General features: G+C 64.9%; 24 protein-coding genes and 1 pseudogene. 8 read left to right on the top strand and 17 right to left on the bottom strand.

Annotated elements, in window-relative coordinates:
* Positions 1-99 precede the first annotated feature (99 nt).
* The 4 genes from P6U27_RS04595 to P6U27_RS04580 all read left to right on the top strand — a co-directional run bounded on the left by P6U27_RS04595 (position 100) and on the right by P6U27_RS04580 (position 4,004).
* A complete protein-coding gene (locus tag P6U27_RS04595) occupies positions 100-1,242 on the top strand; it encodes a type III PLP-dependent enzyme (protein ID WP_122400850.1) in 1,143 nt (380 codons plus the stop codon).
* A gap of 128 nt (positions 1,243-1,370) precedes the next feature.
* Positions 1,371-1,958: a GNAT family N-acetyltransferase gene (locus P6U27_RS04590; protein ID WP_209294641.1), complete on the top strand. Its 588-nt coding sequence runs from the start codon at positions 1,371-1,373 to the stop codon at positions 1,956-1,958.
* A 146-nt stretch (positions 1,959-2,104) separates the two neighbouring features.
* The gene (locus tag P6U27_RS04585) at positions 2,105-2,494 is read left to right on the top strand and encodes a RidA family protein (protein ID WP_209294676.1); all 390 of its coding nucleotides are present in this window, start codon (positions 2,105-2,107) and stop codon (positions 2,492-2,494) included.
* Between the two features lie 67 nt (positions 2,495-2,561).
* Positions 2,562-4,004, top strand: coding sequence for a homospermidine synthase (locus P6U27_RS04580; RefSeq protein ID WP_122400848.1), 1,443 nt, complete (start codon positions 2,562-2,564; stop codon positions 4,002-4,004).
* A gap of 160 nt (positions 4,005-4,164) precedes the next feature.
* On the opposite strand, the gene P6U27_RS04575 is transcribed toward P6U27_RS04580, so the two are convergent.
* The 11 genes from P6U27_RS04575 to P6U27_RS04525 all read right to left on the bottom strand — a co-directional run bounded on the left by P6U27_RS04575 (position 4,165) and on the right by P6U27_RS04525 (position 12,326).
* Complete coding sequence (locus P6U27_RS04575; protein ID WP_162500540.1) at positions 4,165-4,503, bottom strand: hypothetical protein; 339 nt, start codon at positions 4,501-4,503, stop codon at positions 4,165-4,167.
* A gap of 88 nt (positions 4,504-4,591) precedes the next feature.
* On the bottom strand, positions 4,592-5,308 hold the full coding sequence (locus P6U27_RS04570; protein WP_122400847.1) for an MgtC/SapB family protein: 717 nt from the start codon (positions 5,306-5,308) through the stop codon (positions 4,592-4,594).
* A gap of 30 nt (positions 5,309-5,338) precedes the next feature.
* Positions 5,339-6,358: a WD40 repeat domain-containing protein gene (locus tag P6U27_RS04565; protein ID WP_209294675.1), complete on the bottom strand. Its 1,020-nt coding sequence runs from the start codon at positions 6,356-6,358 to the stop codon at positions 5,339-5,341.
* Positions 6,358-7,404 (bottom strand): GTP-binding protein, encoded by a 1,047-nt coding sequence (locus P6U27_RS04560; RefSeq protein ID WP_122400845.1) that lies wholly within the window; start codon positions 7,402-7,404, stop codon positions 6,358-6,360. The genes P6U27_RS04565 and P6U27_RS04560 overlap by 1 nt, the downstream gene beginning before the upstream one ends.
* A 55-nt stretch (positions 7,405-7,459) precedes the next feature.
* Positions 7,460-8,323: a metal ABC transporter solute-binding protein, Zn/Mn family gene (locus tag P6U27_RS04555; protein ID WP_209294639.1), complete on the bottom strand. Its 864-nt coding sequence runs from the start codon at positions 8,321-8,323 to the stop codon at positions 7,460-7,462.
* Positions 8,324-8,325: 2 nt separating this feature from the next.
* Complete coding sequence (locus P6U27_RS04550) at positions 8,326-9,195, bottom strand: metal ABC transporter permease (protein ID WP_209294638.1); 870 nt, start codon at positions 9,193-9,195, stop codon at positions 8,326-8,328.
* 6 nt (positions 9,196-9,201) lie between these two features.
* A complete protein-coding gene (locus tag P6U27_RS04545) occupies positions 9,202-9,954 on the bottom strand; it encodes a metal ABC transporter ATP-binding protein (RefSeq protein WP_209294637.1) in 753 nt (250 codons plus the stop codon).
* 2 nt (positions 9,955-9,956) lie between these two features.
* Entirely contained in the window at positions 9,957-10,193 is a 237-nt protein-coding gene (locus tag P6U27_RS04540) for a hypothetical protein (protein ID WP_209294636.1), read from the bottom strand.
* Between the two features lie 154 nt (positions 10,194-10,347).
* Positions 10,348-10,848 (bottom strand): hypothetical protein, encoded by a 501-nt coding sequence (locus tag P6U27_RS04535; protein ID WP_209294635.1) that lies wholly within the window; start codon positions 10,846-10,848, stop codon positions 10,348-10,350.
* Positions 10,845-11,456 carry a permease gene (locus P6U27_RS04530; protein ID WP_209294634.1) on the bottom strand — a complete coding sequence of 204 codons (612 nt, stop codon included), beginning with the start codon at positions 11,454-11,456 and terminating at the stop codon, positions 10,845-10,847. Before P6U27_RS04530 ends, P6U27_RS04535 begins: the two co-directional genes overlap by 4 nt.
* A 273-nt stretch (positions 11,457-11,729) precedes the next feature.
* Positions 11,730-12,326 (bottom strand): superoxide dismutase, encoded by a 597-nt coding sequence (locus P6U27_RS04525; protein WP_061024641.1) that lies wholly within the window; start codon positions 12,324-12,326, stop codon positions 11,730-11,732.
* A gap of 242 nt (positions 12,327-12,568) precedes the next feature.
* Between P6U27_RS04525 and P6U27_RS04520 the strand changes: the two genes are divergently transcribed.
* The 3 genes from P6U27_RS04520 (at position 12,569) to P6U27_RS04510 (ending at position 15,104) form a co-directional block, all read left to right on the top strand.
* A complete protein-coding gene (locus P6U27_RS04520; protein WP_209294633.1) occupies positions 12,569-13,096 on the top strand; it encodes a GNAT family N-acetyltransferase in 528 nt (175 codons plus the stop codon).
* Between the two features lie 81 nt (positions 13,097-13,177).
* Positions 13,178-14,563, top strand: coding sequence for an MATE family efflux transporter (locus P6U27_RS04515; RefSeq protein WP_209294632.1), 1,386 nt, complete (start codon positions 13,178-13,180; stop codon positions 14,561-14,563).
* Positions 14,564-14,669: 106 nt separating this feature from the next.
* Positions 14,670-15,104: a DUF2147 domain-containing protein gene (locus P6U27_RS04510; protein WP_407193708.1), complete on the top strand. Its 435-nt coding sequence runs from the start codon at positions 14,670-14,672 to the stop codon at positions 15,102-15,104.
* On the opposite strand, the gene P6U27_RS04505 is transcribed toward P6U27_RS04510, so the two are convergent.
* Positions 15,101-16,252: a DUF3095 domain-containing protein gene (locus P6U27_RS04505; protein WP_209294630.1), complete on the bottom strand. Its 1,152-nt coding sequence runs from the start codon at positions 16,250-16,252 to the stop codon at positions 15,101-15,103. The genes P6U27_RS04510 and P6U27_RS04505 overlap by 4 nt on opposite strands.
* 236 nt (positions 16,253-16,488) lie before the next feature.
* Between P6U27_RS04505 and P6U27_RS04500 the strand changes: the two are divergent.
* Positions 16,489-16,760 (top strand): annotated as a pseudogene (locus P6U27_RS04500) (hypothetical protein); the annotation flags it as partial.
* A gap of 5 nt (positions 16,761-16,765) precedes the next feature.
* Here P6U27_RS04500 and P6U27_RS04495 read toward each other — a convergent pair.
* The 5 genes from P6U27_RS04495 to P6U27_RS04475 form a co-directional block, all read right to left on the bottom strand.
* Positions 16,766-16,975, bottom strand: coding sequence for a hypothetical protein (locus P6U27_RS04495; protein ID WP_122406371.1), 210 nt, complete (start codon positions 16,973-16,975; stop codon positions 16,766-16,768).
* Between the two features lie 125 nt (positions 16,976-17,100).
* Complete coding sequence (locus P6U27_RS04490) at positions 17,101-17,823, bottom strand: SDR family NAD(P)-dependent oxidoreductase (RefSeq protein ID WP_209294629.1); 723 nt, start codon at positions 17,821-17,823, stop codon at positions 17,101-17,103.
* Positions 17,816-19,198: a class I adenylate-forming enzyme family protein gene (locus P6U27_RS04485; protein WP_209294628.1), complete on the bottom strand. Its 1,383-nt coding sequence runs from the start codon at positions 19,196-19,198 to the stop codon at positions 17,816-17,818. Before P6U27_RS04485 ends, P6U27_RS04490 begins: the two co-directional genes overlap by 8 nt.
* Positions 19,185-19,430, bottom strand: a complete 246-nt coding sequence (locus tag P6U27_RS04480; RefSeq protein ID WP_122400834.1) for an acyl carrier protein — start codon at positions 19,428-19,430, stop codon at positions 19,185-19,187. The genes P6U27_RS04485 and P6U27_RS04480 overlap by 14 nt, the downstream gene beginning before the upstream one ends.
* 140 nt (positions 19,431-19,570) lie before the next feature.
* Positions 19,571-21,385: a long-chain-acyl-CoA synthetase gene (locus P6U27_RS04475; RefSeq protein WP_122400833.1), complete on the bottom strand. Its 1,815-nt coding sequence runs from the start codon at positions 21,383-21,385 to the stop codon at positions 19,571-19,573.
* Positions 21,386-21,548: the final 163 nt, after the last annotated feature.

Here is a 21,548-nt window from a genome sequence, read left to right as displayed (position 1 = left end):
TTTGTCCTCAGCGCGCCTCCATCGCGCGGTGTGGCCGAAGCACTCTCATCAGACGTCACGTTGATACGGCTCCCGTCGCTGGGACCGTTGGAGAGTGCCATGACCGAACGTATCCAGGAATTCCTGCGCAACCGCCGCAAAGAAGGCCTCGACACCGAGCCGTGCCTCGTCGTCGACCTCGAGGTCGTGCGCGACAACTACCAGAGCTTCGCCAAGGCGCTGCCCGACAGCCGCGTGTTCTATGCCGTCAAGGCGAACCCGGCGCCGGAAGTGCTGGCTCTGCTCGCCTCCATGGGCTCCTGCTTCGACACCGCCACCGTCGCCGAGATCGAGATGGCGCTGGCCGCGGGTGCGACGCCCGACCGCATCTCCTTCGGCAACACGATCAAGAAGGAACGCGACATCGCGCGCGCCTTCGCGCTCGGCATCCGGCTCTTCGCGGTCGATTGCGCCGCCGAGGTCGAGAAGGTCGCCCGTGCCGCGCCGGCTGCGAAGGTGTTCTGCCGCATCCTCTATGACTGCGCCGGCGCCGAGTGGCCGCTGTCGCGCAAGTTCGGCTGCGACCCGGAGATGGCGGTCGAGGTGCTCGACCTCGCCAAGCGCCTGGGCCTGGAGCCGTGCGGCATCTCGTTCCATGTCGGCTCGCAGCAGCGCAAGGTGAAGGCGTGGGACCGTGCGCTGGCGATGGCCTCGCAGGTGTTCCGCGACTGCGCCGAGCGCGGCATCAACCTGTCCATGGTCAACATGGGCGGCGGCTTCCCGACCAAGTACCTGAAGGACGTGCCGCCGGTCGTGACCTACGGCCGCTCGATCTTCCGCGCGCTGCGCAAGCACTTCGGCAACCAGATCCCGGAGACCATCATCGAGCCGGGCCGCGGCATGGTGGGCAACGCCGGCATCATCGAATCCGAGGTCGTGCTCATCTCGAAGAAGAGCGACGAGGACGAGGTGCGCTGGGTGTACCTGGACATCGGCAAGTTCGGCGGTCTCGCCGAGACGATGGACGAGTCGATCCGCTACGCCATCCGCACCCGTCACGACGGCGCGGACATGACGCCGTGCGTGCTCGCAGGTCCGACCTGCGACAGCGCCGACGTGCTGTACGAGAAGAACCCGTATCCGCTCCCCGTCACGCTGGAGATCGGCGACAAGGTGCTGATCGAGGGCACCGGGGCCTATACGTCGACCTACTCGTCGGTGGCGTTCAACGGCATCCCGCCGCTGAAGACGTATCACATCTGATCCGCCTCTCTGTCTGAGGCCTGACGAACCCGGGAGCCGGTCCGCCGGCTCCTCCCCGACATTGCCATTCTGATGACGCTCGAATCCGCGTGCCGCCGGCGCACGGATTCGAGCGGGGACGACGTGCCATGACTGCTCCTCGGAAGCCACAGATCGCCCTCACCTCGAAAGCCGCTCCGTTCGCGATCCGCGGCGAGCGTGCTGGAGACGTCGCGATGCGTGAAGCGCTGCTCGATGCCTGCTTTGGCGAGAACCGCCACGGCCGCACCTGCCAGCGCCTGCGCGACGGACGCGCGCCTGCCGCCGGCCTCGCGCTGGCGGCCGTGCGCGAGGGAAAACTCGTGGGAACCGTGCGGCTCTGGCACGTCAGCGCCGGAGGCAGGGCCGCTCTGGTCCTCGGACCGCTGGCGGTCGACCCAGCCTGCCGCGAGCTCGGGATCGGCGCCGCGCTGATGCATCAAGCGCTGGCCGCCGCCCGGGCGCGCGGGCATGCCGCCGTGATCCTGCTCGGCGATGCCCCCTATTACGCCCGTTTCGGCTTCACGGCCGAGAAGACCGGCGAGCTGTCGCTGCCCGGCCCCTTCGAGCGCGATCGTCTGCTGGCGATCGAGTTCGCCGAAGGTGCGCTTGACGGCGTCGAAGGGATGATCGTCCCGACCGGTGCGGCCTTGCCCAAACGGAGGTCGGTTCGCGCCCTCCAGGCGCACGCGGCCTAACGGATCGCTCCGATAGCGAGGACCGAGAGCCGCATCGAGCGGCAACGCCCCGCTGCGCCTGCGCTAAGCTCTTTCCTTGGGGGTTGCGCAGGTGCGAGAAACGCCCTTTAACCCCGCAAAACACCCTTCAGTCGAGGCCCATGACCATGTCCCGTCGCCTGATCTCAACCGGCTCTCCCCTCGAGAAGACCGTCGGCTATAGCCGCGCCGTGATCGACGGCGAGTTCGCCTTCGTCGCGGGGACCACCGGATATGACTACACGACGATGAGGATGCCGGCCGATGTCACGAGCCAGTCACGCAACTGCTTCAAGACCATCGAAGCCGCCCTGAAGGAGGGTGGATTCGAGATGGCCGATATCGTCCGTGCGACCTACTACGTCACCGACGCCAGCTACATCGATGCCCACTTTGCCGTCTGCGGCGAGGTTCTCGGTGACATCCGGCCGGCCGCGACGCTGCTGGTCGTCTCGGCCCTCGCCAAGCCCGAGATGAAGATCGAGATCGAAGTCACCGCCAAGCGCCGCAGCATCTGACAAGCGCCGCAGCGCCTGATCCACCCCTCACTGTTTATCCGCCAGCACTTTCTGGAGAAACCATCCCATGAGCCCCGCCTCGCAGATCTACGCGAAGATCACCGGCCCCATCGTCATGGTCGGCTTCGGCTCCATTGGCAAAGGCACGCTGCCGTTGATCGAGCGGCACCTCGACTACGACAAGTCGCGCATCACCGTGCTCGACCCCAAGGACGAGGGCCGCAAGGCGCTTTGCGAGAAGCACAACGTCCGCTTCATCCAGAAGGGCCTGACCAAGGACAATTATCGCGAGGTGCTGACCCCGCTGCTCACCGAAGGCGGCGGCCAGGGCTTTTGCGTCAATCTCTCGGTCGATACCGGCTCGACCGACATCATGGAGCTCTGCAACGAGCTCGGCGCTCTCTACATCGACACCGTCAACGAGCCCTGGCTCGGCTTCTATTTCGATCCCTCGAAGGGCCCGGAAGCGCGCTCCAACTATGCCCTGCGCGAAGTGACGCTGGCCGCCAAGAAAGCCCGCCCCGCCGGCTCGACGACGGCGGTCTCGTGCTGTGGCGCCAATCCCGGCATGGTCTCCTTTTTCGTCAAGCAGGCGCTGCTCAATGTCGCCGCCGATCTGAAGCTCAATGCGCCCAGGCCGAAGACCAAGGCCGAATGGGCGGATCTGATGCGGCAGGCCGGCATCAAGGGCATCCATATCGCCGAACGAGACACCCAGCGCTCCAAGAAGCCGAAGGAGCCCGATGTCTTCGTCAACACCTGGTCGGTCGAAGGTTTCCTGTCCGAGGGCATGCAGCCATCCGAACTCGGCTGGGGCACCCATGAGAAATGGATGCCCGAGAATGCACACACCCACGAAGCCGGCTGCGGCGCCGCCATCTATCTTATGCAGCCCGGGGCCAACACGCGCGTGCGCACCTGGTGCCCGACCCGCGGCGCGCAATATGGCTTCCTCGTCACGCACAACGAGTCGATCTCGATCGCCGATTACTTCACGGTGCGCGACGCGTCGGGCAAGGTGATCTATCGGCCGACCTGCCACTATGCCTACCATCCGGCTGACGATGCGGTGCTGTCGCTACATGAAATGTTCGGCCGCGCCGGAAAGATGCAGGAGAAGCACCACATCCTCGACGAGAACGAGATCGTCGACGGCATCGACGAGCTCGGCGTGCTGCTGTTCGGCCATGACAAGAATGCCTATTGGTACGGCTCGCAGCTCTCCATCGAAGAGACCCGCCAGCTCGCGCCCTATCAGAACGCCACCGGCCTGCAGGTGACCTCCGCCGTGCTCGGCGGCATGGTGTGGGCGCTGGAGAACCCGAACGAAGGCATCGTCGAAGCCGACGAGATGGACTTCGATCGCCTCTTGGAAATCCAGCTGCCCTATCTCGGCCCGGTGAAGGGTTTCTACACCGACTGGACGCCGCTGACCGATCGTCCGGGACTGTTTCCGGAAGATATCGATACGAGCGATCCTTGGCAGTTCCGGAATATTCTGGTGCGGTAAGGCGGGCGAAGCGTTCCGCCTCACACACTCCTGTCATGCCCCGGCATGACCTGGCTTGACCGGGGCATCCAGTACGCCGGGGCTTCTCGCCGGCACTGCAGCCTCTGGAATACTGGATTGCCGCCTTCGCGGGCAATGACACCGAGTGTGGAGAGGGACGCTACTTCTTCTCAATCGGCGGCGCGACCTTCTCCGCGGGAGCCGGCGGCAGCACCGGCTTGGCGGCACCCGCCGCGCCCTGCGTCTCGGAGCCCGGCCGCGCCGGTTCGGGCGCCGGCGTGGTTGGCCGGTCGCCGCCGGGCTTGGACTCCGCAGGTGTCTTGCCTTGATCGTCGGACGGGGTGCCCTGGAGCGGTGGTGTCGCCTGTGCCAGTTCCGTCCGGCTTTCGGCCCGGATTTGCGCGAGCGATATCACCGACACCACGACGCCTGCTGCGAACAGCGCAGCGGCGATTGCCAGGTCGAGCTTCAGTCTGCGCTTGTCATCGTGGCCGGGCATATCGATCACCGCCTTTGTCCACGGGATCAACGAAACTGGGGCGCGCCGGTTCCGGGACCGAACAAGGGGGAACCCAACCCGCCGCCCCTCACTCCGTCGTGCTGACCTCCCAGGTCGCATGCCGCACGCCCGGCAGATGCTGCAGATCGGTGGCCACCGCATTCAGCTCGTTCGGGTCGACCGCGCTCGCGACCAGCTTTGCCGCGATCTCCAGAATGTCGTCGCCGATTTCGACCACATCGATATCGGCCACCGAATATTTCGCCGCCTCGAGCTTCTCGACGAGCCGGTCGCGCATATCCGGAAGAGCGTCGGTCGCAACCGCGAGCTTGAAATAGTAGGTTGCCTCCAGCGCCTTCTCGTTCAGCGGGATGCGGTTGATGGCATTGACCAGCGGGCGCAGCATGGTGTTGCCGGCGATGACGAACACCGTCAGAGCGGCGGCCTGCGCGACCATATCGGCGCCGGCGCAGGAGCCGACCGCGGCCGAGGCCCACAGTGTCGCCGCGGTGTTGAGCCCGCGCACGTCCATGCCCTGCTTCATGATGACACCGGCGCCGAGAAAGCCGATGCCGGAGACGACATAGGAAATCACGCGCACCGCGCCATCGGCGTCATCCAGATGCATGGCGAGATCGACGAACGCGGCGGCACCGACTGCGACGAGCACGTTGGTGCGCAGGCCCGCCGTGCGCTGGCGGTATTGGCGCTCGGCACCGATCAGCGTGCCCAGCACGAAAGCCGTGGTCAGGCTGATCAGCGTGTCGGCGAAATCGGCAAGCTGGAAGGTCGTCAGAAACCGCATGGTTCCCTATATGGCGGGAACCATGACAGATTAAAGCTCCAGCAGGCCGCCGTCCCCATTTTCATCGGCAAAAGCCAGCAGCGTGCCTTTGGCGTTCCAGGCAAGCGCGGCGACCGGCGGCGTACCGTTGCGGCGCACCAGGATCTCCGCGCCATCCTCCAGCCGCACCATCAGCACGGTGCCGTCGCTGTAGCCGGCGGCGAGGATGTCGTTCTTCGGATGGCAGGCGACCACGGACACGCGTGCCTGTAGCGGGGCGAGCATCGCCGGCTCCTTGCCCATCGGACCGTCCTTGCTGCCGAATGGCCATATGATGACGGTGTCGGCGCCCGAAGTCGCGAGCCCCTTGCCGCCCACGCTCCAGGACATCGAGCGGACACGACCGGGATAGCCGGTCATGCGCATGTGCCTGCTATCGGCGAGCCGCCAGCCGTGCAGCGCCGGTTCGTGCATCGCCGTGACGAGAAACTTGTTGTCGGGGCTGAAGGTGACGCCGTGATGCGAGCCGGCCCAGGGCAGGAATTCGGCCGATCCCGCCATGTTCGGAAACCACAGCGTCACGCCATTGTAATGCGCGATCGCGAGCCGCAGGCCCTTCGGCGCGAAGGCAAGTCCGCCGACGGTCGATGGCACTTCGATCGACTTCTCCTCGGCCTTGCCGCTCTTGACCGTGGCCGTCTTGCCGGCCGACCAGGCGAAGGCGCCATCGGCGTGCAGCGCCACCGCGTCGATCCAGCGCCGCTTGGGATCGGTGGCGAGCAGCATCACCTCGCCCTCGGCATCGAGCGACACGACCTTGCCGTCGTCACCGCCCATTACGAGGCGCTTGCCGTCGGAGGCAGTCGAGAGAATGCCGCCGCTGTGCACTGCGACCCTGGTGATCTCACCCTTGGCGTCGACGAACGCGACGTTCTCCTCGCCGCCGACGAAGGCGGCACGAGGACCAAGGAAATGCGCCGAGGTCACGGCCATGCCGAGCGCAACAGGCTTGACGCGGTCGGTGACGGAGACGATCGAGGCGGAATCCGGGAGTGGCGCGAACTCTTTCATCACGAGACGATGCAGCTCTCGAAACCCTTGCGGATCGCCTCCTCAGGCAATTCGCGGCCGATGAAGACGAGGCGGCTCTCGCGCGGCTCACCCTCCTTCCACTTCCGCTGGTGGTTGCCCTCCAGCATCATGTGGACGCCCTGGAAGACGTAGCGGTCGTCATCGTCGTGGAAGGCGAGGATACCCTTGGAGCGCAGGATCTTGCCGCCCTCGACCTGCACCAGGTTCTGCAGCCAGGGCATGAACACGTTGGGATCGAGCGGCTTGTCGGTCTTGAGCGAGAGCGACTGCATGTCCTCGTCGTGATAGTGCTTCAGGCCGTGACCGTGATCATGGTGGTGATGATGGTCGTGGCCGTCATGATGGTGATGATCATGGTCGTGATCGTCGGCCTCCAGGAAATCCGGCTCGATGTCGAGGATGCGGTCGAGATCGAAGGCGCCGCGGTCGAGCACGTCGGCCAGCGCCACCGAGCAGCGCTCGGTGCGGTGGAGTTTCGCATAGGGGTTGATGCCGCGGATGCGGGCCTCGACCTCGGCGAGCTCGCCCTTGTTGACGAGGTCGGTCTTGTTCAGCACGATCACGTCGGCAAAGGCGATCTGGTTCTTGGCCTCTGGCGCATCCTTCAACCGGTCGGACAGCCACTTGGCGTCGGCCACCGTGACCACCGCATCGAGCCGCGCGTTCTTCTGCACATCCTCGTCGACGAAGAAGGTCTGGGCGACGGGCGCCGGATCGGCAAGACCGGTGGTCTCGACGATGATGGCGTCGAACTTGCCCTTGCGTTTCATCAGGCCGTCCATGATGCGGACGAGGTCGCCGCGCACGGTGCAGCAGATGCAACCATTGTTCATCTCGAACACTTCCTCATCGGCGCCGATGATGAGGTCGTTGTCGATGCCGATCTCGCCGAATTCGTTGACGATGACGGCGTATTTCTTGCCGTGGTTCTCGGACAGGATGCGGTTCAGGAGCGTGGTCTTGCCGGCACCGAGATAGCCGGTCAGGACGGTCACGGGAATCTTTTGGGACGTCGCTTCAGACATAACAACTCCGGAGTTCAAGGCTTTTCGCGCGACGCGAGGCGGGGTGGCCCCTGCCCTAGTGGTCAAGCGCGCTGGTCAGTGCCTTTATATTGTGCCTGACCATGTCAATGTAAGTGGGTGCAGGCCCCTTTTCGCCGGTCAAACCGTCCGAAATCAGGGTCCCGCCGACCTTTGCCCCGGTCTCGGCCGCGATCCGCCGGATCAAGCGGTCATCGCTGATATTTTCCAGGAACACGGCCGGGATCCTCGCGGACTTGATCTGGCCGACGATGGCCGCAATGTCGCGCGCGCTCGGTTCGGTTTCCGTTGAGACGCCGAGGGGGGCGATGAACTGGATACCGTATTCGGCGGAAAAATAGCCGAACGCATCGTGGGTGGAGATCACCTTGCGTCGTTCGGGTGGGATTTTTGCCACGGCCTCGCGGACCTCACGGTCGAGGACCTCGAGCCTTTCCAAATAGGTCTTGGCCTGGCCGCGAAAGAACTCCGCGTCATCCGGAGCAGCCGCGGCCAGCGCATTGGCGATGTCGGCGACGTAGATCTTGGCGTTGGGGATGGATTGCCAGGCGTGGGGATCTGCGGCCGAGCCTAATTTCAGCGGCGCGATGCCGGCGCTTGCCGTGACCACCTGCGCCTTGCTGCCCGCGGATTGAACGAGGCGCGGCAGCCAACCTTCCAGCCCAAGCCCGTTGACGATGACGAGCTTTGCATCCGCGACTCGCTTGGCATCGCTTGGTGCAGGCGTGTAGACGTGGACATCGCTGTCGGCGCCGACCAGCGTCGTCAGATTGATGCGGTCACCACCGACGTTGCGGACGAAATCACCGAGAATCGAGAAGCTCGCAACGACATTGAGCCGCTCCGCGGCATGCAGCGGCGAGGCGATCGACAACAGCGCACAGAACAGGATCAGTCGCATCGTCACGCTTCCAAATGCCGGCCGGGAAACAGCTGCCGCAAGATACCGCCGACGCGCCCGAACAGGACGGAGACCACGTAGAGCACGGTCGCCACGAGGATGATCGCGGGGCCTGACGGCACACGGGTCTGGAACGACAGCACGAGGCCCGCATAGCCCGAGACCGCGGCAGCGACGACGGCGATGCAGATCATTGCGGTGAGATCGCGGGACCAGAACCGCGCGATGCCGGCGGGCAATATCATGAGACCGACCGCAAGCAGCGTGCCGAGCGCCTGAAAGCCATTGACGAGATTGATGACGACGAGCGCGAGAAAGACGAGATGCGCAGGCCCCCCGGCGCGGCTGACGGTGCGCAGGAACAGGGGATCGACGCTCTCGATCACCAGCGGACGGTAGATCACGGCCAGCACCAGCAGCGTGATCGTGGCGTTGAAGGCCACCACCAGCAGCGTCTGATCATCCATTGCGAGGATGTTGCCGAACAGCACGTGCAAGAGGTCGATACTGGTGCCCTTGATCGAGACGATGGTGACACCCAGCGCGAGCGAGGCCAGATAGAAGGTTGCCAGCGACGCGTCCTCCTTCAGCCCGGTCGATCGCGCCACCACGCCGGCGAGGATCGCGACGGCAAAGCCGGCAATCAGGCCGCCGGCCGTCATCGCGAACAGATTGAGGCCCGACAGCAGGAATCCGACGGCCGCGCCGGGCAGGATTGCATGCGCCATGGCATCGCCGACGAGGCTCATCCGGCGCAGCATCAGGAACACGCCGATCGGTGCGCCCGCCAGCGCCAGCGCGATCACGGCGGCGAGCGCCCGCCGCATGAACTCGAATTCGGTGAACGGACCGATCAGCGCGTCATAGAGCATCTGCGATCATGCCGCCTGGAAGCGCTCATCTTCGCCGCAGGCCGCGGCGCTGTCGTCAAAGGCTTCGCACATCCGCATCGCGACCAGCAGGTTCTCCGGCGTCAGCACCTCTGCCGTCGGGCCCCACGCGACTGGGCCCCGTGCCAGCACCAGCGTCTCGCTGAAATGGTTGCGCACCATCTCCAGGTCGTGCAGCGCAGCGAGCACCGTACGGCCCTCAGCGTGCCAGTGCTTGACCAGGGCGAGCAGATCGGCCGTGGTCTTGCTGTCGATGGCGTTGAAGGGCTCATCGAGCACGATCAGACTCGCATCCTGGAGCAACACGCGCGCGAACAGCACGCGCTGCATCTGACCGCCCGAGAGCGTGCCGATCGGGCGGTTCTCGAATCCGTTGAGGCCAACGGACCCGATCGCCCGGAGTATCTTGTCGCGCGCGGCCTTGCCGATGCCGCCAAACAGGCCGGCCGCGCGCCACAGCCCGGTGCTGACGAAATCGAATACCGAGATCGGAAAGCTGCGGTCGATCTCCGCGCTTTGCGGCAGATAGGCGATATCTTTGCTGTCGAGCCCGCCGAGATGGATGCTGCCGTCGAGCGGCCTGAGGATGCCGACGATGCCGCGCAGCAGCGTCGACTTGCCGGCACCGTTCGGGCCGATCACGGCGACCAGCGCCCCCAGAGCGATCTTGCCGCCGAGATGATGCACGGCCGGATGCCGGTCATAGCCGAGCGTGACGTTGTGAAAGTGGAGCGCCGCCATGGTCACCTCATCGCCAGGAAGACGATGCCCCAGAGCACGGCGCAGACGGCGAGCGCGGCCGCGAGACGGCCCGCCATGGTCATGCGCAGGATCGACCAGGGTGCCGCCTGGGCCGGATGCGGCGAGGCCGCATCGTGAACATGGGCGTGGGTGTGGTCGTGCCCATGCGAATGCGCGTGGTCATGGGAGTGGCCATGAGCATGGTCGTGCTGGTGGGCGTGGGACGCGGCGGGAACCATCCCGGAACGTTATATTATAACATTACGCCTGTCCACGGCGGGTAACGTCATTCCGGGGCGATGCGCAGCATCGAACCATGGTGCGCAGTTGCGCAGCTGAGAATCTCGAGATTCCGGGTTCGCTTCGCCGCCCCGGCATGACTGCTCCCCCGCCTCACGGCTTCCCGATCAACATCGCGATCGCAGCCGCCACGAACGGGAACGGCACCGAGACGGCGCAGCGGAACCAGACGAAGCGGGCCGGCATAAACGGTATTTCCCACAAGATCACCCGCTGGAAGGCGAACAGCGCCCAGGCGACGACATAGGCGACCACCTGGGGCACCCCGCCACCCGACTTCAGCGCCACGGTGCCGATGGAGAAGCCGATCACGGGACCGCCGGGCGTGGCCGCGCCAGCCACCACGGCGGTCGCGACCCCGAGCCAGCCGCTGTCCGGACCGAGCCAGCCGCTGATCACCTCCTGCGGGATGATCGCGGCGATGTAGCCTGAGCCGATCACACCCAGCGCGATCCGCGGCACGATGTTGATGAAGTCCATCGAGCCTTCGCGTAGCGAGGCCTTGAACACCGGAGGGCCGCGGCGGAAGGCGATCAGCCCGACGCCGAGCACCGAGCCCCACAGCAAGATGTCGATCAGCAGCGCGGCGCTCAATTCTCGTCTTCCTTCGCGAGCGGCTTCGGGTAGAGCCTGACATAGACGAAGCGGCCGAGCGCGCCGGCGAGCACCGGCAGCGGCAACGAGATCACGATCCGCCAAAGCGTGAAATCGGTGCCCATGATCGGGATTTCCCAGGCGACCGCCCTGCCGTAGCCGATCAGGGTCCAGCTCACGACCATGGCAATGGTGGCGCCGAAATCGGCGCCGACCGCCAGCAGCGCGCTTGCGACGGGATAGGCGGTGAAGGGCCCTCCCGGCAGGATTGCGCCGAAGGCGGTGCCGATCAGAAGGCCCATCAGACCGGATTTCGGCCCGAGCGAGCGCGAGACCTTTTCGTGCGGCAGGATCTCGGAGATGAAGGCGCCAAGCAGGCAGCCTGCCAGCACGCGCGGCAGGATGCCGCCGAACAACGAGAGATCGTGAGTGAGAATGTCGAGAACGCCGTCGGCGCCGTCACGCCGCCAGACCAGCACCGCGCTCACCGCCACCAGGATCGCGATGATGATGGTGGACCAGCCGATCGGCTTGCGCACACGCCCTGGCCGCGGCTCGGAGTCTGCGTCCTCGGCAGGCGCCGGGTCTTTCGGGGGAATTTCTGACAACGGGTGTGGAGCGGCTCGAGGGTGATGCCCGTCCTGATTAAGGGCGGCGTGCCTCCGATGCAAACGGTGTGACGACAGACCCATGCGCGCGCCGCGCAGGGCAATTCCGCACAGCAAAAAGGCGACCGCGTAAGCGACCGCCTTTTTCTATCCTTCTTGTGTTCTGCCATTCCGGGGCAGCGAAGTCGAACCCGGAATCTCGAGATTCTCAGGTGCGCAACTGCGCAGCATAGTTCGATGCTGCGCATCGCCCCGGAATGACGAGGTGAGAACTCACGCCTTCTCGAACAGGGACTCCACGTATTCCCAGTTCACGAGGTTCTCGACGAATGCCTTGAGATAGTCGGGCCGGCGGTTGCGATAGTCGATGTAGTAGGAGTGCTCCCAGACGTCGCAACCGAGGATCGGCGTGGCGCCGTGCACCAGCGGATTCTCGCCGTTCGGGGTCTTGGAGATCTCGAGCTTGCCGTTCTTGACCTGGAGCCAGCACCAGCCGGAGCCGAACTGGCCGACGCCGGCCGCCTGGAAGTCGGCCTTGAACTTCTCGAAGCCGCCGAGGTCCTCGTTGATCTTCTTCTCGAGCTTGCCCGGCAGCTTGGTGCCGCCGCCATTGGGTTTCATCCAGCTCCAGAAGTGGATGTGGTTGTAGTGCTGGCCGGCATTGTTGAACACTGCGGGATTCTTGCCGAACGAGCCCTTGACGATCTCTTCAAGGGACTTGCCTTCCCATTCGGTCCCCTTGAGCGCGTTGTTGCCGTTGGTGACGTAGGCCTGATGATGCTTGTCGTGGTGATATTCCAGCGTCTCCTTCGACATGTACTGGCCGAGGGCGTCATAGGCGTAAGGGAGTGGGGGCAGCGTAAAGGTCATGGGTTCTTGTCCGCAACTGGTGGGGAACGAGTTATAACGGTCACCTCTTATAGAAGGTTCCGCGGCCATTAAATACCTCAGAATTTGCGAAAAGGCGTGATGGGGTGGCCTTCCCGGAATGCACAAATTCGTCGGAACGGGCCGCTGTCGATCAAACCTGCGGTTCGCCATAAAAATATCATTGCCTTTGAAGCGCTTAAGACAGAACAAACGCGCCGCGAAGCAGAGCTGTGAAGGACGACATGAGCATCGAGATCGACATTTTGAACGGCGACGCGTCGTGGCCGATCGCAAAGCCGCTGCTCAGCGCGGTCTGGGGTCAGGACGCAGCGGAGAAGCCAGCCTGGAGCCACATCAAATGGGCCAATGCCGACCTTCGCGTGCTGATCGAGACGCCCGAGGATGGTCTCGTCTGCCATGTCGGCATCTACTTCCGCACCGTCACCTGGAACGGACAGAAGGTTCACATCGGCGGCATCGGCGGCGTCTGTACGCGGGAAGACCAGCGCGGCCGCGGCTATGCAACCACGGCTCTCGAGGCAGCGGTACATACGATCCGCGCCAACGAGGCGGTCCGTTTCGCCCTGCTGTTCTGCGAGCCGCACAACGCCGCCTTCTACGCGGCCCGGAGCTGGCTGCCCTTCAACGGCGAGGTCTATTGCGAGCAGCCGGAGGGGCGGATCCGGTTCACCTACATGGCTCCTTACGTCTTCCACATCGTCCGCGCGCCGACGCTGGGCACCATCGACCTATGCGGCCTGCCGTGGTGAGCCCTGCGTGAGCCAGGGCTGCGCCGGCGCCTCATTCTCTTATAATATGTTGATCATCATTTAATTTTCCGCCCGGTGAACATGACGATCGACGCCCCCGCAGATGCCGTCCCGCCGGTTGCGCCGGTCGTCTCACCCATTGCCGGCCTTCTGACCGCGCCGATCCTGCCGACGCTGCTGCGGCTCGCGATCCCCAACATGATCGCGATGGTCGGCAGCACGCTCGTTGCCGTTGCTGAGACCTCCTATATCGGCCGGCTCGGCACCATTCCGCTCGCCGCGATCGCGCTGGTGTTTCCGTTTGCGATGCTGACGCAGATGATGAGTGCGGGCGCGATGGGCGGCGGCGTATCGTCGGCGATCAGCCGCGCGCTCGGTGGGGGGAATCACGACCGCGCCGCGACGCTGGCGCTGCATGCCGCCATCATCGGCCTCTGTGGCGGGCTGTTCTTCACGGTGATGATGCTCGTCTTCGGCCGCTCCTTCTTCGCACTGCTCGGCGGCCGCGAGCGCGTGCTGGAGGAAGCCTGCGGCTATTCGCAGGTGTTGTTCTCCGGCGCGGTCGCGATCTGGCTCGTCAATACGCTGGCCTCGGTGATCCGCGGCACCGGCGACATGCGCCTGCCCTCGATGACGCTGATCGGGGCGAGCGTGCTCCAGATCGCGCTTGGCGGTACGCTGGGGCTCGGCCTGTTCGGCGTGCCGCAATTCGGCATGCCGGGCGTGGCGAGCGGCCAGCTGATCGCGTTCAGCTGCGCCGCGATCTTCTTCCTCTGGTATCTCTTGTCCGGCCGCAGCCGATTGCAGCTCGATTTTCGCGCCTTCCATTTCGAACGCGCGATGTTCCTGGACATTCTCAAGGTCGGCGCGGTGGCCTGCCTGTCGCCGCTCCAGACCGTGCTCACCATTCTGATCTTCACGAAGATCCTCGCGACCTTCGGCACCGAGATGCTGGCAGGCTACGGCATCGGATCGCGGCTGGAGTTCTTGCTGATCCCGATCACCTTCGCCTTCGGCATCGCCTCGGTGCCGATGGTCGGTATGGCGATCGGCGCCGGACATATGACACGCGCGCGGCATGTGGCCTGGACGGCCGCCGCGGCCTCCGGACTCACGGTCGGCCTGATCGGCCTCGCCGTCGCACTTGCTCCGTCGCTGTGGGTCGCGCTGTTCACGCGGGATCCCGGCGTCACCGCCGCCGCGCACAGCTATTTCCACTGGGCAGGTCCGGCGTTCGTGTTCTTCGGCATGGGCGTGTCGCTGTACTTCTCCTCGCAAGGCGCCGCACGCGTCGGCGGCCCCGTGCTCGCGTCCACCGCCCGGCTTCTCATCGTCGCGATCGGCGGCGCTGGCCTGATGACGGCGCAGGCGCCGGCCTGGACCCTGTTCGCGCTAGTCGGCGGCGCCATGGTCGTGTTCGGGCTGTCGACCGCAGCCTCGGTCGCCTTCATGCGCTGGGGCAAATGATCGCAGGTAGATCAATGCGGGTATATAGACGCAGGAAAGTGATTCCATCCAGCGTTGCACTATCCTGCCGGGCTGCTATGGAGGCGCTCCATTCCGGGGCCTTTCCATGACGTCCAGATTCGCTGCGTTCATCGTCCTCCTCGCCGCGCTGTTCGGCACGACTGCCGCCCACGCGCAGAGCGCCGACGGGACCTGGCTGACCCAGGCGGGTGATGCCCGCGTCAAGATCAGCAAATGCGGCAGCGGCATCTGCGGCCATATCGTGTGGCTGCGCGAGCCCCATGACACCTCAACCGGCCAGCCGGCCACCGACAGCAAGAATCCCAACCCCGGACTCGCCAAGCGTCCGATGATCGGCTTGCCGTTGTTCAGCGGCATGGAGCCCGCAGGACCGAACAAATGGGCGGGCCAGATCTACAATGCCGATGACGGCAGCACCTATGCGAGCAGTATCAGCCTGACTGGCGCGGATTCGCTGCGGGTCGAAGGCTGCGTCGGCGCGCTCTGCGGCGGTGAAACCTGGACCCGCGCGGGGCGCTAATTTGCTGCCGTCATCGCCTTCAACGCGGTCGCCGCCGAGGCATAGCCGCCCTGCGCGCCGTCGATGAAGTGCACATGGTCGCTGCGCAGCGCCGAGGGCGTGAAGCAGGTCATCATCGCGGCATCCTGCTGATGGATGCCGTAGCGCACGATGCCGTCGCGCGCGGCGGCCGCGAGGCGATCGCTCAGCGCGCGCTCGAGCTGCGGAGTGCAGTCGAGAATCATGCGCAGACCGTCGTCATATTTGCGGAAGTCCGAGTTCTCGACGACCTGGCGTTTGTAGAGGCTCGGCACGAAACCGCCGATCTTGATGTCGAAGCGCATGATCAGATAGGCGAACAGCGTATAGGCCAGCACACTGGCTCTGCGCGCGAGCAGCGGACCGCCGCGTTTGGTGCGGGCTTCGAGCTCGAGCCCCTGCGGCGGCCATTTCAGCGGCGGCCCCTGCGGAGGCACCGGGCGGCCGCCCTCCGGACTACGCTCGACAAGATGGATGATGTCCTCGATCACCTTGCGGAAGGCGTGCGGATCGACGCCGCGCACCGGCATCACCAGCACCGACAGGATCAGGCCGCGCGCAGCCGGCATCACCTCGAACCGGCACGATAGTCCGGAGAGGTCCGGTTGCGTGCCGGCGGGCGCCTCCGTGACCGCAAACTCGCCGCGCTTCATCGCGGCATCGGCCCAGGCAAGCCCGCCGCCTGAGAACATCGCATAGGACAGGTTTGCCGACGGCCCGAACCGGGCGACGCGCACGTCAAGGCCTTGAGCGCGAATGACGCCGACCGGCACCAGTGCGACGCGCATGATCAGATCGAGATCTTCCCGCACCCAGGTCGCGGTCGCAGCCAGTGCCTCGCGGGCAAGTTCGATATCGTCCGGCGCGACCGCGAAGCTCGCGCCGTCGCCGCCGAACACGAAGGGGAATTCGCGCCCTCCCAGCGCGTTGGTCACCGCCGCGATCACCGCCGCGCCAGCCATATTCACCGCCTTGTATCGTTGCGCCGCGATCGCCTTGGTCGAATCGACGATGTCGGCAACACCGATGCTCCAGTCGTCCGGCAGCGGCGAATAGAGCGCAGGATCCATCAGGCTGGTGAAGCCCCGGAAGACGGGAATGCCGCCATAGAAGGATTCGCCTGAGGTCATCGGGAATGCCGGATGGTTGGGATGTAAAATAAATACGTGGGACGATCGATCCGGGTTCGCTGGGCGCCCCGTCTCATCATTGGCCGAAACGGCCCCGGACAACAAGATGCGGCCGCGCTGCAATGCCGCGGCGGGATCATTGATCGGCATCAAACGGCCGGCGGAGGAGAGCGGCTATCGTTGGTCGGCTCGCACGGGATGATCGAGGTGTCCGATTTCGGCAACAAGGACTCACCGAAGCGCACCACCTGACCCGCGCGGATGCGATCTGCAAGCTGATCGAGCCAGGCCTGAGAATCGCGCCCCCGGTCCTCACGTCGGCACATCCGATCGCATCGGACGCCACCAGGATCGAAGAGATCGCAACGCACGAGATCGAATCGTTGCTCGTCCCGCATTGCCGGCGGACGAACGCGAGCGCCGCATCCGCCGCCTTACCGAAGGGGCGCCGGAATTTTCGCACGAACGAATTGACCTGCCGAAGGACTTGCCCAAGCGGCGGACGTGAGCGGGTTAGTGAAGCTTCTCGTCTTGACGCTTGCGCAAGGCGTCGAGAGACGCATCATGGCAGCCGATCAGGCGGACGAATTGCTGCGGGTACATTTCATGTCCATGGCCGCCGGAATTCTGATGCGACATCGGCGTGCAGTGGACATCGTCGGGGTTCGCACGGGATTGCTCCGTGTGGCCCTGATTTGAAGCCGTCATGTTTGGCGTGGCCATGGACTGCTCCCTGTCGATTAGGGCAGATCGATTGACGTAACCCAATCGATTGCGGGGCATCTTACGACCAAATCCGGCTGAATGTCATTGCCGGATCAAATGCGATCATGACGGCAGAGTTCCGCCTACGCCGTGTTCCCCGCGTCGACGGTGAACACCGTCCCGGTGACATTGCGGCCGCCTTCGCCCAGCAGATATTCCACCATGCGCGCGACGTCGTCCGTCTCCGGGAGGCGGCGCAGCGCGCTGCGGCCGGCGATGCGCTTGCGGCCCTCGTCGGAGAGATTGTGGGTGAGTTCGGTGTCGATGAAGCCCGGAGCGATCGCATTCACGGTGATGCCGAGCTTGCCGACCTCGCGCGCGAGGGAGCGGGTGAAGCCGGTGGCGGCCGCCTTGGTCGCGCCGTAGACCGAGAGCCCGTTGTAGCCCGTGGTCGCGATGATCGAGGAGATGTTGATGATGCGGCCGGCGCCATCGGCCATCATCTGCCGCGCGACATATTTGGTGAGGATGATCGGCGACAGCACGTTGAGTTGCACCAGCGCCGCAATCTCGGAATTGTGCATGGTGGCGAGCAGGCCTTCGGTGCCGAGGCCGGCATTGTTGACGAGGCCGTAGATCGGGCCGAATTCGTCGCGCACCAGCTTTGCAAAGGCCGGGATCGCATCGATCACGGCAAGATCGCAGGCGCGGAAGTGCAGACGCTCCTCGGACCCGGCGATGGCCGCCTTGAGCTCGTCGCTCTCGCGCCGTGCGGCCGCGATCACGTTGAAGCCTGCACCAACGAGGCGCCTCGCAATCGCTAGCCCAATGCCGCGGCTGCCACCGGTGACGAGAACATTATGCATCGGTGCGCGCCAGTTTTCCGGCCGGGGTGACGTCGAGTGCCTCGACGAAGCGGATCACCGCCGGCACCTTGTGGGACGCGAGCTGGGCGCGGCAATGCTCCAGGATCTGGTCGCGGATCTCCTTCGCGCGTGCCTGATCGGTGCCCTCAGTGAGGATTACGTCGGCGACGACGATGCCGCCGGTGATCGGGCTGCGGCGGGATTTGGCCCGCGACATCCGCACGTCGGGATGGCGGTTGATTACCGCCTCGATCTCCTCGGGGTGGACCTTCAGCCCGCCGATATTGATGATGCCGCCGCGCCGGCCGACGAAATAATAGCGGTCGCCGCGCAGCTCGACGATGTCGCCGCTGTCGACGAAGCCGTCGGCATCGGTGAGCGCCGCCGCATTGCGGCCAACATAGGCATGCGCGGTGCGCGCCGAGCGGATTCGCAGCGAGGCGTCGGTGACCTTCATCTCGACGCCGTTGCGGTTGCCGAGATAATCGGCCGGAAAGCCTTCCAGCCCGTCATTCACGGCGAAGCCGACGCCGGCCTCGGTTGAGGCATAGGCATGGCCGACGGAGGCATTGGGGAACGCCGCCTTCAAACCGTCCAGCACCGCCTGGTCTGCGATTTCGCCGGAGAGACGGACGTAAGCCGGGGCGAATTGCGCCGCCGAACCGCTCATCAAGAGCTTGCGCCAATGCGAGGGCGTACCGGAGATGTGCGAGACGCCGCGCGCCTTCAGCCGCGCGACGTGATCGGCGAGCGATTCATGCGGATCGGACAGCACCATCGAGCCGCCGGAAAGAACGGCGCGGAGGAATATCTGCAGGCCGCCATAGCGGCGAATGTCGTAAAACGTCGCCCAGACCGGCGCCTGACCACGTGCAGGGCCTTCAGCGACGATCGCCCCGGTCAAGGCTTCCAGCGTATGGCCGACGATCTTTGGCACGCCTGAGGTGCCCGAGGTGAGCATCAGCCATTCGGTCGCGCGCTCGGACTTGGCCGGCGCGATGACTTGAAGCGGCAATCGCGCGACGACGACCAGCGGCACGCAGGTGTCCGCCCAGCGGTCGGGCTCATCGGTGACGACCGCATCGATCCCGGCATCCGCGATCAAGGCATCGAGATGCGCCGGATTGAGATCCGGCGGGCACAGCAGCATGCGGCGGGCGATGCCGTCGAGCTCGATCATGGCAAGGCCCGACCGGAGCTGGTCTGACAGCTTGAGCAGCACGGCACGGCCCGACAGCTCGCGCAGCCGGCCGCCCAGGACCGTGTGCGACAGGATGTCGGTCAGCGACACGACATCGTGCGCATCGGAGATCGTGCGGCCTTTCAGCTCCGCGCCGAGATGGTCGCGGAGCGCAAAGATCTCACGCGGGGACATTTGCGTAGGCTCGCACGAAATCGCCCACCGTGGCGGGAAACGCGGCGTCCTCGGAAATGGTGAAGGGGTCGACGCCGATCTCGTCCTCGAGCCGCGCCACGAGAATCGCGAAGGCGAGCGAATCGAAGCCCGTCTCGTGCAGCGACAGATCGTCCGACAGCTCCGGAAGCGTGACGTTCTGCTCCTTGGCGATCTGCTGGATCGCTTCAATGACCTTAGACCTTACCGACATGGCTGGCTCGCTTTTCGTTATCGTTCGTGTTGCGGCGGCTCTTGATGACCGCCTCCCATGGCCGTCTGTTTACCCGACACAAGTAAATGGCTTCTTGGACAATTCAGATAAAATTGGACCTATCTGCGGATTTCCGCGCGCTATACCCGAACCACCCCCTCAATAATCTTCGTAAATCCCTCTGAATCGAGCGTGACGTAGGCCCCCGACTTCGGATCGAGCATGAATAGCGGATCGCTTATCGCGCCGGGGTCGAATCCCTCCCGCGCGAGCTCGCCCTTCTTCTGCTTGAAGGTCTCGGTCGCATCGATTTCGCTGGAGATACGGATGAAGACGGGACGGGCATAGGCCGGCAGCCGCTGCGCGAGATGGACGGGCAGTGCGGAAATGTCAAAGCCGTCGTTCACGACGAGCGCGCTCATGCCGGCACGGCCATCCGCTCCGGGAATGCTGACGCCATAGGTGGTGGCGTCGATCACGCCGGCGAAGTCGCGCACGGCATCGTTGACTTCCGAGGTCGCGACATTTTCGCCCTTCCAGCGGAAGGTGTCGCCGATGCGATCGACGAAATGGAAAAAGCCCTTGTCATCGATCCGCATCAGATCGCCAGTGCGGAACCAGGCATCGCCCTTGGCGAAGACGTCGCGCAGAATCTTCTTCTCGGTCTCACCGGCATCAGTGTAGCCCTCGAAGCGGCCGCCGCCCTCGTCCGCGGTTCCGATGCGGCCGATGGCCTCGCCGGGCTCGCCGCGAGCGCAGGCGATGCAGAAGCCCTCGTCATTGCGTAGAGGCGCGCCGCTGTCGGGATCGAGCTTGACGAGACTGGCCGGGAAGCGGTGCGCGAGCAGCGGCGGGACGCGCCCGATCGCGCCAGGCTGTCCCTCGACGTTGAACAGCGAGAAATTGCCTTCCGTCGCCGCGTAGAATTCGAGGACGCGCGGAATGGAAAAGCGCGCCTGGAAATCCTCCCAGATGTCGCCGCGCAGGCCGTTGCCGCAGACGAGCCGCAGGCGGTGCTGATTCTCGTATTCCGACGGCGCCGCCTTCAGCAGGTAGCGGCAGAGCTCGCCGATATACTGGAACAGCGTGCAGTCATGCCGTACGACGTCAGGCCAGAAGTTCGAAGCCGAGAATTTTTCCGCAATCACCACCGAGCCGCCGGCGGCCAGCATGCTGCATGGCGCGACGATGCCGCCGACCGAATGGAATAGCGGCAGACAATCGTAGAGCCGATCCTGCGGCGTCGCGCCCGTGAGGCCGGCGAACCAGAAGCCCCAATTGAGGATGCGGCGATGGCTGATGCTGGCCGCTTTCGGCAGACCGGTGGTACCTGAGGTGTAGATCAGCAGCGCACGGTCGTTGATGCTGACCTTGCCGTGTTCCTCCGGCGAGAGCGGGCCATCGTCGAGGACAGCAAGCGCGGCATCGATCGCGCGTTCACCACGAGCATTGCCGTGGGTCCAAACCTTGGGCTGCGTCCTCATATACGGCGTTGCGCTCTCCAGCACCACCACGAGATCGTGCGCGACGACGATGTGCGCCGGCTTTGCGAGATTGAGGCAATGCGCGAGCGATTGGCCGACAAGCTTCGTGTTGATCAGCGCAACCACACCGCCGATCCGGCTGATGCCGAGCCAGGCGGCAACATAGTCGATGCCGTTCGCCATGATCAGCGCAACGGTATCGCCCTTGGCCACGCCGACAGAGCGCGCCCAGCGCGCATAGCGGTTGATGCGCTTCGACAAGCCTTCATAGTCGAGCGCCGCGTCATCGGTGACCAGCGCGATGCGATCAGGCTGGCGGACCGCCCAATCCTCGACGACATCGGCGAACAGCCGGCCTGGCAGCGTCTCGATCCGGGCTGTCAGCTCGATCGCCTTCAGCCAGATCTTAGAAGCCGAGGACGTGCGCGCCGCTTTCGGCTGCTCGATGACGCCGGTGGTCATGTTGTTCACTCTTGCGGACCGTCTGCTGGTTTCCGGCAACTTAGCCCGCCCGCCCTGCCCAGGTGTTAAGGGACAAGGTAAAACTCCGTTAGTGTGCGATTAACTCTAGCCATCCTTTACCAAGTCGATGGGATCGGCGTGCGCGGCTGCACAATTCTTGCGATAGCAGCGA

Origin of the sequence: Bradyrhizobium sp. STM 3566 (assembly GCF_045571445.1) — a bacterium.
GTDB lineage: Bacteria > Pseudomonadota > Alphaproteobacteria > Rhizobiales > Xanthobacteraceae > Bradyrhizobium > Bradyrhizobium vignae.
The sequence above is the reverse complement of the archived record's forward strand: the minus strand, read 5'-3'. Positions and strand labels throughout refer to the sequence as shown.

Bases quoted from the DNA above. Each gene is read 5' to 3' on its own strand.
- P6U27_RS04595 (WP_122400850.1), top strand. From the start codon at position 100: ATGACCGAACGTATCCAGGAATTCCTGCGCAACCGCCGCAAAGAAGGC.
- P6U27_RS04590 (WP_209294641.1), top strand. From the start codon at position 1,371: ATGACTGCTCCTCGGAAGCCACAGATCGCCCTCACCTCGAAAGCCGCT.
- P6U27_RS04585 (WP_209294676.1), top strand. From the start codon at position 2,105: ATGTCCCGTCGCCTGATCTCAACCGGCTCTCCCCTCGAGAAGACCGTC.
- P6U27_RS04580 (WP_122400848.1), top strand. From the start codon at position 2,562: ATGAGCCCCGCCTCGCAGATCTACGCGAAGATCACCGGCCCCATCGTC.
- P6U27_RS04575 (WP_162500540.1), bottom strand. From the start codon at position 4,503: ATGCCCGGCCACGATGACAAGCGCAGACTGAAGCTCGACCTGGCAATC.
- P6U27_RS04570 (WP_122400847.1), bottom strand. From the start codon at position 5,308: ATGCGGTTTCTGACGACCTTCCAGCTTGCCGATTTCGCCGACACGCTG.
- P6U27_RS04565 (WP_209294675.1), bottom strand. From the start codon at position 6,358: ATGAAAGAGTTCGCGCCACTCCCGGATTCCGCCTCGATCGTCTCCGTC.
- P6U27_RS04560 (WP_122400845.1), bottom strand. From the start codon at position 7,404: ATGTCTGAAGCGACGTCCCAAAAGATTCCCGTGACCGTCCTGACCGGC.
- P6U27_RS04555 (WP_209294639.1), bottom strand. From the start codon at position 8,323: ATGCGACTGATCCTGTTCTGTGCGCTGTTGTCGATCGCCTCGCCGCTG.
- P6U27_RS04550 (WP_209294638.1), bottom strand. From the start codon at position 9,195: ATGCTCTATGACGCGCTGATCGGTCCGTTCACCGAATTCGAGTTCATG.
- P6U27_RS04545 (WP_209294637.1), bottom strand. From the start codon at position 9,954: ATGGCGGCGCTCCACTTTCACAACGTCACGCTCGGCTATGACCGGCAT.
- P6U27_RS04540 (WP_209294636.1), bottom strand. From the start codon at position 10,193: ATGGTTCCCGCCGCGTCCCACGCCCACCAGCACGACCATGCTCATGGC.
- P6U27_RS04525 (WP_061024641.1), bottom strand. From the start codon at position 12,326: ATGACCTTTACGCTGCCCCCACTCCCTTACGCCTATGACGCCCTCGGC.
- P6U27_RS04520 (WP_209294633.1), top strand. From the start codon at position 12,569: ATGAGCATCGAGATCGACATTTTGAACGGCGACGCGTCGTGGCCGATC.
- P6U27_RS04515 (WP_209294632.1), top strand. From the start codon at position 13,178: ATGACGATCGACGCCCCCGCAGATGCCGTCCCGCCGGTTGCGCCGGTC.
- P6U27_RS04510 (WP_407193708.1), top strand. From the start codon at position 14,670: ATGACGTCCAGATTCGCTGCGTTCATCGTCCTCCTCGCCGCGCTGTTC.
- P6U27_RS04505 (WP_209294630.1), bottom strand. From the start codon at position 16,252: ATGACCTCAGGCGAATCCTTCTATGGCGGCATTCCCGTCTTCCGGGGC.
- P6U27_RS04495 (WP_122406371.1), bottom strand. From the start codon at position 16,975: ATGGCCACGCCAAACATGACGGCTTCAAATCAGGGCCACACGGAGCAA.
- P6U27_RS04490 (WP_209294629.1), bottom strand. From the start codon at position 17,823: ATGCATAATGTTCTCGTCACCGGTGGCAGCCGCGGCATTGGGCTAGCG.
- P6U27_RS04485 (WP_209294628.1), bottom strand. From the start codon at position 19,198: ATGTCCCCGCGTGAGATCTTTGCGCTCCGCGACCATCTCGGCGCGGAG.
- P6U27_RS04480 (WP_122400834.1), bottom strand. From the start codon at position 19,430: ATGTCGGTAAGGTCTAAGGTCATTGAAGCGATCCAGCAGATCGCCAAG.